This is a genomic window from candidate division TA06 bacterium, from assembly GCA_004376575.1.
Classification (GTDB): domain Bacteria; phylum Hydrothermota; class DG-26; order E44-bin18; family E44-bin18; genus E44-bin18.
Map to the genome: position 1 here is coordinate 24,507 of SOJN01000020.1, position 10,539 is coordinate 35,045.

The 10,539-nt window shown below is 50.1% G+C and carries 8 protein-coding genes and 1 tRNA gene; 5 read left to right on the top strand and 4 right to left on the bottom strand.

Annotation, left to right across the window (positions count from 1 at the left end):
* Positions 1-158: 158 nt before the first annotated feature.
* Both lolA and E3J62_01430 read right to left on the bottom strand, forming a co-directional pair.
* Positions 159-770: an outer membrane lipoprotein chaperone LolA gene (gene lolA, locus E3J62_01425; protein TET47462.1), complete on the bottom strand. Its 612-nt coding sequence runs from the start codon at positions 768-770 to the stop codon at positions 159-161.
* Entirely contained in the window at positions 767-3,178 is a 2,412-nt protein-coding gene (locus E3J62_01430; GenBank protein TET47463.1) for a DNA translocase FtsK, read from the bottom strand. The genes lolA and E3J62_01430 overlap by 4 nt, the downstream gene beginning before the upstream one ends.
* Before the next feature lie 248 nt (positions 3,179-3,426).
* On the opposite strand from E3J62_01430, the gene E3J62_01435 reads away from it, so the two are divergent.
* The 4 genes from E3J62_01435 to E3J62_01450 are packed head-to-tail and all read left to right on the top strand — an operon-like array spanning position 3,427 to position 7,673.
* The gene (locus E3J62_01435) at positions 3,427-4,722 is read left to right on the top strand and encodes a TrpB-like pyridoxal phosphate-dependent enzyme (protein TET47464.1); all 1,296 of its coding nucleotides are present in this window, start codon (positions 3,427-3,429) and stop codon (positions 4,720-4,722) included.
* A gap of 11 nt (positions 4,723-4,733) precedes the next feature.
* Positions 4,734-5,831: a histidinol-phosphate transaminase gene (locus tag E3J62_01440; protein TET47465.1), complete on the top strand. Its 1,098-nt coding sequence runs from the start codon at positions 4,734-4,736 to the stop codon at positions 5,829-5,831.
* A 12-nt stretch (positions 5,832-5,843) separates the two neighbouring features.
* Entirely contained in the window at positions 5,844-6,623 is a 780-nt protein-coding gene (locus E3J62_01445) for an enoyl-CoA hydratase/isomerase family protein (GenBank protein TET47466.1), read from the top strand.
* A gap of 21 nt (positions 6,624-6,644) precedes the next feature.
* Complete coding sequence (locus E3J62_01450) at positions 6,645-7,673, top strand: hypothetical protein (GenBank protein ID TET47467.1); 1,029 nt, start codon at positions 6,645-6,647, stop codon at positions 7,671-7,673.
* A gap of 33 nt (positions 7,674-7,706) precedes the next feature.
* Here the strand turns inward: E3J62_01450 and E3J62_01455 are convergent, their stop codons facing one another.
* Positions 7,707-8,732: a hypothetical protein gene (locus E3J62_01455; GenBank protein ID TET47468.1), complete on the bottom strand. Its 1,026-nt coding sequence runs from the start codon at positions 8,730-8,732 to the stop codon at positions 7,707-7,709.
* Complete coding sequence (locus E3J62_01460; GenBank protein ID TET47469.1) at positions 8,705-9,817, bottom strand: hypothetical protein; 1,113 nt, start codon at positions 9,815-9,817, stop codon at positions 8,705-8,707. Before E3J62_01460 ends, E3J62_01455 begins: the two co-directional genes overlap by 28 nt.
* Before the next feature lie 234 nt (positions 9,818-10,051).
* On the opposite strand from E3J62_01460, the gene E3J62_01465 reads away from it, so the two are divergent.
* A tRNA-Val gene (locus E3J62_01465) sits at positions 10,052-10,125 on the top strand.
* Positions 10,126-10,539 lie beyond the last annotated feature (414 nt).

Here is a 10,539-nt window from a genome sequence, read left to right on the forward strand (position 1 = left end):
TATGAGCCATCAGCTTCTGAAAGCGTTTTCGGCTTTCAATTTCGCAATTTCTGATGTGGCGTTTCGGGGCCGGGAGGATTTTCCTAATTTCGTGTTTTGTGTTAGCAATCTGAAATTCGAAGAATTTCGTGTGATGGCTTTTGCCCATTTCGTACAATCTACTGGCGCTTTATGATCGCTGTTCCAGGAGGGGGAACAAAGGTGAACTGGCCCTTGGGCACAGGTACATTAATTCGTATCTTACGAAAGGTGTAGTCTATCCGGTTTGCGTGTTTGTCAAAGACAGTCAACCCGGTTATCAGATATGACCTGCGGGATATCTTTGCGTAGAGGCTGTCATAGTAGTTCGACTCCTGGCGTGGTATCAATCTCAAAACGTACCTGTCCTTATTCTTCCCCACAAGCTCACTTTCGAATTGCTTGGATACATTGAAAATCAGGCTCCCCAATTGGGGATATGTCTCCTTGTTTAGACTGTAAAGCATGGCCTGCTTCGCACTTTTGATATAGACCCACAGGCTTCCTACATTTGAGATCATCAATTGTGTATCGGGCTCGAAAACGGACATCCTCATCTTATCAGGTTTTTCTATGAGCAGGTGGCCCGCGAACTGAGTCTTCCTATCGTTCGAAGAGTATGTGATCTTCTGAGAGAAATCGGCGGAGATTGTCTGTATCTTGTCGTATTTCTCCCCCACCTTTTTCAGGATATCACTACCACCCAAGGATAGACTTGTCAGAATAACGAGAAAGCAGACGACCAACTTCATAGCTGAATTTGCCTCTCCTCGCTGACCAGAACCTCTCTCGCCTTACTTCCAGAATAGGGGCCCACAATCCCCTGCCGCTCCAGCTGGTCTATCAGTCTCCCAGCCCTCGCATATCCAATCCTCAAGCGCCTCTGGAGCAAAGAGACTGAAGCTATCTTGTGCCTGACAACCAGATTCTTGGCGTTCTCAAACAGTTCGTCAAGCTCTCCATCCCCTGAAAGATAACTTCTCTTACTCTCTTGCTCACTCTGAGCCTTCTCATCCAGTTTCGGATAGTATTCCATGCCGTAGAATGTGGAAAAAGCCTCTTCTTCGTCCATCAACTTTTCTGATGCCAACTTCTGAGCGAGAGACAAGAGTGCCTCGCGCCTTCCGGGCGTGCGCCTGTCCACTATGCTGTCCACCACATCTTCTTCCATGACAATTCGAATCACTTCAGACACTTTGTCTTTTGGAAAGAACCTAGCAAGCATAGTGGCAAGATGCTTACGCGACCACAGTCTAGCTATCCTTTTGGCTTCTTGAGTGGAGATGTAGGCTCCGTGTATTCTGACTGGCTCGCCCTTGCCAGGGGGAAGGAAGAGCATGTCCCCCCTGCCCAGCAGCTTCTCTGCTCCGTTCATGTCCAGTATTGTCCTCGAGTCTGTTTTGGAGGCAACCTGAAACGCGATCCTGGCAGGAAAGTTCGCTTTTATCAACCCCGTTATCACATCCACTGAAGGTCTCTGAGTAGCGAGTATCAGATGAATTCCAACGGCCCGGGACATCTGTGCCAGTCTGGTAAGAGTCTCTTCTATTTCTGTGGGAGCAGTAATCATCAAATCTGCAAGTTCATCAACTATGATGACTATGTAGGGCTTCTTCTTCGGCATCTTGTTGTTGTAACCTTCAATGTCTCTCACACCGACCGTGGCGAACTCTCTGTATCTCATGTCCATCCAGATGATTACTTCTTTCAACTGGTCAAGGGATTTCTTGGGTTCGGTCAGGACAGGGGTTATCTGGTGTGGAACACCATTGTATACCGGCAGTTCAAGTCTCTTCGGATCAATCATCAAGAACCTTACCTCTGATGGACTTGCACCGTAAAGAATGGAAGCAACCATCGAGTTGATCGCCACAGATTTCCCAGAGCCTGTTGCTCCTGCTATGAGCAGATGAGGCATACGTGCTACGTCTGAGACTATCGACTCGCCGGCAATATCCTTACCCAATGCGATAGTGAGTCTGGATTTAGACGCGCGATAATGGTCAGACCCCAGGACATCCCTGAGGTACACATCAACTTTTCTCTTGTTCGGAATCTCTATGCCTATGGCTGCCTTGCCAGGGATCGGCGCGACTATTCTTATCCTTTCAGCCTTCATGGCGAGAGCAAGGTCGTCTGCAAGGCCAGCAACTCTGCTCACCTTCACGCCTGCGGCAGGTTCAAACTCGTACCTGGTTATCACCGGTCCTGCTGCAACATGAACGACTCTTCCACCTATTCCATAGTCCAGGAGTTTCTTTTCCACCCTCTCGGAATTCCTGCGGAGGTCTTCCTTTGTCTCAGCAGGCGCAACGGGCGGTGGTTCGGCAAGGATGGACAAGAACTCTTCCTGGTACTCATCATCCGCCAGCTCACCAGTCAAAGTCGATACAGGCTCAGGAACAGCCTTCCTTTCTTCCGAAACCTGGGGTCTCGTCTCAACCACCTCTTGAGGTAGGTCCACCTGGGTTGACTTCTGCTTTTTTTTGTTCGCCCTCTTTGGCTTCGCCACTGTCGGATATCTGATCTTTATGCGACGCCTCTTAAGTGGACCAATTATCCAGTTGATGCTATTTCTGACCTTTTGCTCGCTGGAAAGGACAGCCACCATAAGCCCACAACCAACCACGTACGCACCGACCTTGCCAAAAACCTTGAGGAAAAGGTCAGCCAGAAAGCCGCCAAGCTCACCAGCAAATCTGAACGCTTCAGTCTTGACGGGTGGCGGTACGATGGATATGAGGAGGGCAAGAAGAACAACAACAACCACTGACAGAATCGTCCTCTTGCCAAGCACTTCCATATCCCATCCTCTCATTCTGTTAGCAGTCCAGACAAGAAGGCTCAAGGGGACCATATACGCAAAATACCCAAGAACACGAAACAACCAGTGGGCTGTGAGAGCACCAAACACACCGCCGAGACTGCTGACTGCGCCACCCGTTACGGTTTTTGGATAATCTAATGGTGAGTACGAAATGAGACTCACAAAAATGAGAATGGTCAGAATAAGAAAAAGGAAGGCAAGGACCTCCCTTTTCCTTTCACTCGACGTCTTCAAAAGAATGTGCCAGAGCACCTTGAAGAAGAAATACCCGGCAGCCAGACCCAGGGCTCCACCAAGAGCGTAGAAGGCAACTCTGACAACTTGCCTCGTCATCCTCCCTTCACCTCCCAGTTCATCATACCCCAGCGTGTGTCGTTATGTCAAGGGAAAACTGATCTTAGCAAGGGAATCTACACTTCGGGCTGTACGCTGTACGAACTTGTTAATCGTGCCAGGTAACATAAGGCTTCTGGTCATCAGAAAACAGGGAGAAAAAAGTCCTTGTAAAGAATAGTGTGAGATGGTAGCATGTCCATTCCGCTGCCGGAACATACTAAACTCATAGGACTAAGGAGGATGAGATGCAAGCGAGAATGGCCAATCTCCCTAATGAAGAGCTCCCAACCAAGTGGTACAACATCCTCCCGGACTTACCTGAACCCCTTCCTCCACCAAAGGATCCCGAAGAGGGACCCTCCAGGGTCGAGAATCTTCCCAATCTCCTGGTTGGTGAATGTCTGAAGCAGGAGATGTCACAGGAAAGCTGGATAGAAATACCTGAGGAACTTCGCGAGCTTTACTTCCAAGCGGGCAGACCGCGTCCTCTATTCAGGGCAGTGAATCTAGAAAAGAAACTGGACACACCCGCAAAGATGTACTACAAGGGAGAGTTTTTCAGCCCCACTGGAAGTCACAAGGTCAACACCGCCTTGGCTCAATGCTACTACGCCAAGAAACAGGGTTTTGAGAGGGTCACAACCGAAACGGGCGCTGGACAATGGGGAACAGCGCTCGCTTACGGAGCAACTTTGGTCGGCCTCAAGTGCACGGTCTTTTGGGTGAGAGCAGTTCACGATTGGAAGCATGACAGGAAAAACTTTATGCAGCTTCTGGGTGCCGAGGTCTTTCCTTCCCCTAGCGACCGGACTAACGTTGGCCGAGAACTTCTCAAGAAGAATCCGAAGCATCCGGGTTCGCTGGGAATAGCCATATCTGAGGGGCTAGAGGATTCCCAGAACGATCCTAATGCCACCTACTGTCTCGGCTCCGTGTTGAATCATGTCCTGCTCCACCAGACAATAATCGGCCTGGAATCGCAAAAACAGTTTGAAATCTTTGGGGATTATCCTGATATCGTAATATCTTGCCTGGGAGGCGGATCCAACTTCGGTGGATTCGCCATTCCATTTGTTGGAGATGTACTCAAGAAGGGCAAGAAGATCAAGTTCATCGCAGCCCAGAGTAAGGTGGCTCCTAACCTTCAGGGAGAGTATAAATACGATTTTGCCGACCATGCAGAGATAACGCCGATGCTCAAGATGTACACTCTCGGACACAAGACTGATATGGCACCGATAAAGGGCGATGGTCTGAGATACCATGGGTGCTCACCTATAATCAGTCTGCTTCGCAAGCACGGCATCGTGGACACAATTGCATATCCTCAAGATGAGAAGTACGTTTTTGCGAAGGCACGCACCTTTATGGAGTGTGAAGGGTATCTTCCAGCTCCGGAGTCCGCCTACAGCATCGCCTGTGCAATAGATGAGGCCCTGAAATGCAAAGAGTCGGGAGAGAAGAAGACCATAGCTTTCAACGTCAGCGGCCACGGTTTCATGGACATCCCAGGCTACCGGGAGGTCCTGAGCCTGGAATAGGCAAGCGCAAAATGGAAAGCCTGGTCAGACCAAATGTTTCAAAGCTTGCCAGGTACAAACCCGGCAAGCCGATTGAAGAGGTCAGACGCGAGTTAGGCCTCAAGGGCGATGTGATCAAACTCGCCTCCAACGAGAACCCACTGGGCACTTCCCCCAAAGCTCTGGCTGCGATTAGAGAGTATCTTGCCGATGTTTATCTGTACCCTGACGATTGGGGGTTTGCGCTCCGAAGGCGTCTGTCATCGGACCATGCGGTCTCTGAGAACCAGATAGTCCTAGGAGCAGGTTCCTGCGAACTAATTGAGATGACTGTATTGACATTTGCCGGACCGGAGGATGAGGTAATCTCCTCCAAATATGGGTTTGCCATATTTGCGAAGGCGACGCAGGTAGTAGGTGCAAAGAACGTGATAGTTCCTGCAAGAAACGATCTCGGCCACGATCTGAACGCAATGGCCATGGCAGTGACAGACAACACAAAGCTCATCTTCATAGCCAATCCGAACAACCCCACAGGCACAATGTCCACCAGAGAGGAAGTCGAAGCATTGATGAACATGGTTCCAGAAAGAGTCATAGTGGTATTCGACGAGGCCTACTATGATTTCGTCCGGAGGGATGACTATCCTGAGTCGATGGACTACTTGAGAGCTGGCAGAAATGTTATCATATACAGGACCTTCTCCAAGATATATGGACTGGCTGGAATGAGAATCGGATACGCCATCGCAGAACCTGAACTGGCAGAAGGAATGAATCAGGCGAGAAAGCCTTTCAATACGACAAGACTCTCCCAAATAGCTGCGCTTGCAGCCCTGGATGACGATAAACATCTCAAGAAAACTGTGGAGACAAACCGCGAATCCAGAGAATACCTCTACGGCGAACTGACCAAGCTGGGGCTCAAGTTCTACCCTTCAGAGGCAAACTTCGTTCTGGTGGACTTGCAGAGGAACGCGCAGGACGTCTTCCAGGAACTGCTAAGAGAAGGTGTTGTGGTTCGACCTCTCCAGGGGTACGACCTTCCCGACCATATAAGAGTATCAATTGGCAAGCGGGAACATATCAAAATATGCGTAGAGGCACTGAGGAAGGTTCTCGGCCTGTAGTCGGAGATTTGGATGCCAGAGAGGTCGTTCCAGAATATCAGTCTTGACTTAAGAGACTCTGTAGCCACCCTCACCCTAAACCGCCCACCACTCAATATTCTAAACATCCAGACCTTGCAAGAGATGAATGAAGCAATCGAATCTCTGAACAAGAAGAGTGGAGTCAGGGTTCTGGTGGTAACCTCTGAAGGTGAAAAGGCGTTCTCGGCAGGAGTGGACGTCGCGGAACACACCAAAGACAAAGTCAAAGAGATGGTGGACATCTTCAATCAATTCTTTTTCCTCCTGGAGGATGTGGACGGAGTAACGATTGCTGCTGTCAAAGGAGCGGCGCTTGGCGGGGGCTGCGAGGTAGCCATGGCCTGTGACCTTATCTTCGCAGCAGATAATCTGAAGATAGGACAGCCAGAAATCAAGCTGGCGGTGATTGCGCCTATTGCATGCGCATACCTCCCGAGGTTGATAGGACTCAGCAAGACCAACGAACTTTTGCTCTCAGGCGACCTCATAGGAGCAGAAGAAGCCTTGAGGATAGGACTGATCAACAAGGTTGTCTCTCTGGACAGTTTCGAGCAGGAGCTTCAATCGTTTGTCAAACGCTTTTCTTCAAACAGCCTCGTCGGCATCAAGCACACAAAAAAGAGTATCCGCCTGGGATTGAAGGACAGCTACCCACAAAGCCTGGAAAAGATTGGGCAGCTTTACCTTCGAGAACTAATGGACACCAAGGACGCGAATGAGGGTCTGTCAGCTTTTCTAGAGAAAAGGAAACCTTCCTTCAAAGACATTTAGGACCGGATAAAAGGAGGAGTGATGAAAGCAGCAGTATTCCACGGACCAAAGCAACCTTTGAAGATCGAAGACGTCGACAAGCCGGAACCGAAACCGAATGAAATAGTAGTCAAGGTCGCTGCATGCGGTGTTTGCATGACTGACCTACATTACATAGACCATGGGGTGCCTACCTTCAAGAAACCGCCAATGATACTCGGCCATGAGCCGTCGGGAATAGTCGATAAAGCAGGAGATGATGTAAAGACTTTCAAACCTGGAGATAGAGTGATCATCCCTCCGGTTTTCTCATGTGGCTATTGCAAGAACTGCCGGGAAGGGAGGGAAAACATCTGCGAGAACATGCAGATGATGGGGAACAACTTCGATGGTGCGTATGCCGAGTATGTTGCAGTGAACTCAAAGGATTGCATAAATCTGCCAGAAGATTTGCCCCTGGAAGAGTCCGCCGTAATCGCGGATGCGCTGTCTACTCCCTACCACGCGGTGAAAAATAGAGGAAGAGTCCGGCCAGGAGACTGGGTGGCTGTTTTCGGATGCGGCGGTGTAGGGATAAACACAGTTCAGTTTGCTGCAGCGGCCGGAGCGCAGGTCGTTGCTATTGACATTGCAGATAAAAAACTCGAACTCGCAAAAAAACTTGGCGCAAGATTCACTATGAATCCCTCTTTGATGGAACCAAAGCAGTTCGGGAAGGAACTGAGATCTATCACACAGGGTGGGCCTGAAATAGCCTTTGAAGTAATCGGGAATAAGTCTGTGATGGAGCTGGCCTACAGATGCGTCAGGACCGGAGGCAGACTTGTGCTTGTCGGCTACACACACGAAGACATCGCCCTCAATGCTGGAAGGATGATGTTCAGGGAGATGGAAGTATTGGGTTCCCTCGGGTGCAGGCCTGTGGACTATCCGAAGATCATTGGAATGATTCAGACTGGAAAAATCCAGCTAAAACCTGTGGTCACCCATAAACTTCCACTTGAAAAGATAAATGACGCGTTTGACCTTATGAGGAGAGGGGAATCACTTCGCACTATTGTTATGCCATAGCTCCTGGAAAGCGCGTGTGGTAGGCCATCCAACTTACCTCATGGCAAGAGATTTCACTAATTCATACCAGTCGAGCTCAACAGCCAGATTATCAAAAGCGGCATTCAGATTCTTATCCACATAGAAGCCAAATGACCCTTCCTCGAAAGACTCGTCGCGGACAGTTGTAAGAAGTTCTCCATCCAGATAGAACTCCATGTAAATCCCTTCCACGACTATCTTGAGGCGTCGTTCCGCTCTCCTCCAGTCCTTGGCCTGGAAATGTTTTACCCCTCCATCGGGAAAGAGCCTGCGCCAGAAGCCAAGCTCCCTTTTGACCACAGCAAAAGAACCATCCGGTGCTGTGCCAAAGAAATAGAAGTTCTCATCGTTCCGGATGTGAAACGCAAGGCCAGCAAAACTCTCTTTCTCTCCTTCGATGAATGTCACGGTTGCCTCGGCAACGAAATCTCGCCCGCTCAACCTTCCGTTGGCAACCAAGACTGCCTTGTCTGAATTTAGATTTGTAATCTGATACTTTCCTGATTCAATAGCTGCGGTGTGATTAATCGTCCATCCATATCTGTTGTCCTGAAAGTGATCTATGCACACGCCAATGGAATCGATTTGACCAGGTACAGTCTCCCTGTTCTCAGCAATTCCTGTTACCATGAAACCCGTCGCCAAAAACAATCCAAATACGACGGCTGCCCATCCCAGCCTGAGCATTTTTCTGGAGAGGCTCGTGTCTCGCCTAGAATGAGGATCAGGAGTCTTTCTCACGATGGGTGATGGAGCATAATCTCGTATGGCTGGCTCCTTCAGGTCCGGCACGGGGGTGCTGCAAATCGCAACCGGAGATACAGCTCCGCACCTCGGTACTGAAAGGTCATACTCAACTTCCAGCAAATCAACAATCGTGAGAACGCTGAGTGCATCGCCTACTGAAACTCGCTTGCCGAACTGCGTCCGGCCAAAGGAGGTGACCTGACTCCAACCTTGGAAAGCTCTAACGAGGTCATCTCCAACGCAGTATTCAGAGACAATGATTCTTACAGCAAACTTCTCTTCGGCGTGCATTCAGGCATAACCTTTCTGTTTGTGAATAGCTTTGATAGATGCTTCAACTGCTTTCTGTCGGTTTGCAGGAGAGAGTAGCTTAACCCAAGGGCGGGCGAATCTGAAGACGTGACACGGCCCCTCAGATGTCCCATATGAATCTGTGTCGAAGGATCGAAGTCCGCCGCTCTCAGTTTCTCAACAAGCGCCAATATGTCGGATAGAGAAAGGTCAGTATTGACAAAAAGAAGAGAGGCTCTGGTCAGGATGTTTACCAGACGCTGATTCCCTCCGTCTGTCAAGTTCCAGGCTTTGTCAATGGCAGCCTTGACGAAGACCTGGAACCTCATGGTTCTCTCTATATCCCCGCGCCCGAATCCGCGATTCCTCACCCATTTGAGACCGATTTGACCTTCCAGATGTTTGTCGATATCCACACCACGTATCAAGGAAAGAAGTCTCTTGAAGTTGGAGAAGTTCTCCACTACCACATAGTGGTCTATCTTGATACCCAAGAGATTTTCCACTGATTTTCTTGTGCGCTCAACACCTCCATACACATACATGTGCGCAATTTTGTCTTGATAGCCGAATGGGCGCCCAGGCCTCAGAGGAACCTTGACATCCCGCGGAATGGAAAGCGTGAGCACTCCCAACTCCGGAACAACGCGGAGCAATACTATCATGTCGCTGCGGCCTCTTCCACGTCCCCTTCTTCTGTCAATCCCAAGGAGCAAGATGTTTGTGCCATCTTCTCCTCCGCATTCTAACTCCGCAAGCTGATCTGCGTAGCCCAACTCTCCAGCAGCCCTTCTCATCCCGTTGTCAGTGCTTGTCCCTTGCGTATTCTCCGGCCCGTGCTCCAGGTCTCCCACTATGTCTGAGTTTATTTCCCAGAATCTGCTTGTAGGCCTGATGGCCGATGCAACAGGTGAATGCGGATCTGAACGTGCTTCCTGACCGTCAACTGCTGACTGTGACTTGTAGTCCGGGGAGAAAACGTAGCCGGTGCCAAGCCTACCCGGCATGGCGACAAGCAAAGGGAGAGAAAGAGGCGCCAATAAGACAATTTTGAGGAAGTATGAAACAGAAAACTCTTTCTTCAAGAGCTCACTCCTCAAAGACAAAGGTTTTGTAACCTGTATGTACACTCCCCACACCCGCACCACCACACAGACTAAGGATACGACAGGAGATGATTGACGTCAAGCTTCAAAACATCTTGCACTGAAGCCGTCAGCTGAGAAACCCATGCTGACGACGGACAGGTCCTCGGGCCACCAAATCCCATTGACAAGCCAAGCCTCATGTCTTACCATGTTTTCCTGGACAATTTCCGTGGGCGAATAGCTCAGATGGCGAGAGCGCCTGCCCTACAAGCAGGAGGTCACAGGTTCGAGCCCTGTTTCGCCCAAACTCCACCAACACCAAAATCCTATCGGAATTCGAAGACCGAAAATCGAAAATGCCCCGGCCTCTCCCCCCAGTAGGCGTCAGCTTCGGGGACGGTGCCCTCCGCTCTGGAGTAGCCGAGCTCGCTCGGCGCTGACTCGCGCCACAAGTGGCGCTACTCCAAGACGACTCACAGCATTTGCTGCCAAGCAAACAACTTTGCAATTTGGGGCCTATTAGAAGAGTCTATGGTCCCAAATCCTCGGGGGTGGTGTCGGGCCTGTCTGATGACTTTTGGGGACTAAATGACTTAGGATGGCTTAGTCATAATTGTAAAATTGGGGGGCTATCCCCACTCACCACACTTCCCCTCACCACTCCCCGCTCCCCGCTCAATCCCTCCTCCCACGCGCCCATCCCCGGTTCAATATGGTTC

Excerpts from the sequence above, each read along its gene's own strand:
- lolA (TET47462.1), bottom strand. The coding sequence starts at position 770 with ATGAAGTTGGTCGTCTGCTTTCTCGTTATTCTGACAAGTCTATCCTTG.
- E3J62_01430 (TET47463.1), bottom strand. The coding sequence starts at position 3,178 with ATGACGAGGCAAGTTGTCAGAGTTGCCTTCTACGCTCTTGGTGGAGCC.
- E3J62_01435 (TET47464.1), top strand. The coding sequence starts at position 3,427 with ATGCAAGCGAGAATGGCCAATCTCCCTAATGAAGAGCTCCCAACCAAG.
- E3J62_01440 (TET47465.1), top strand. The coding sequence starts at position 4,734 with ATGGAAAGCCTGGTCAGACCAAATGTTTCAAAGCTTGCCAGGTACAAA.
- E3J62_01445 (TET47466.1), top strand. The coding sequence starts at position 5,844 with ATGCCAGAGAGGTCGTTCCAGAATATCAGTCTTGACTTAAGAGACTCT.
- E3J62_01450 (TET47467.1), top strand. The coding sequence starts at position 6,645 with ATGAAAGCAGCAGTATTCCACGGACCAAAGCAACCTTTGAAGATCGAA.
- E3J62_01455 (TET47468.1), bottom strand. The coding sequence starts at position 8,732 with ATGCACGCCGAAGAGAAGTTTGCTGTAAGAATCATTGTCTCTGAATAC.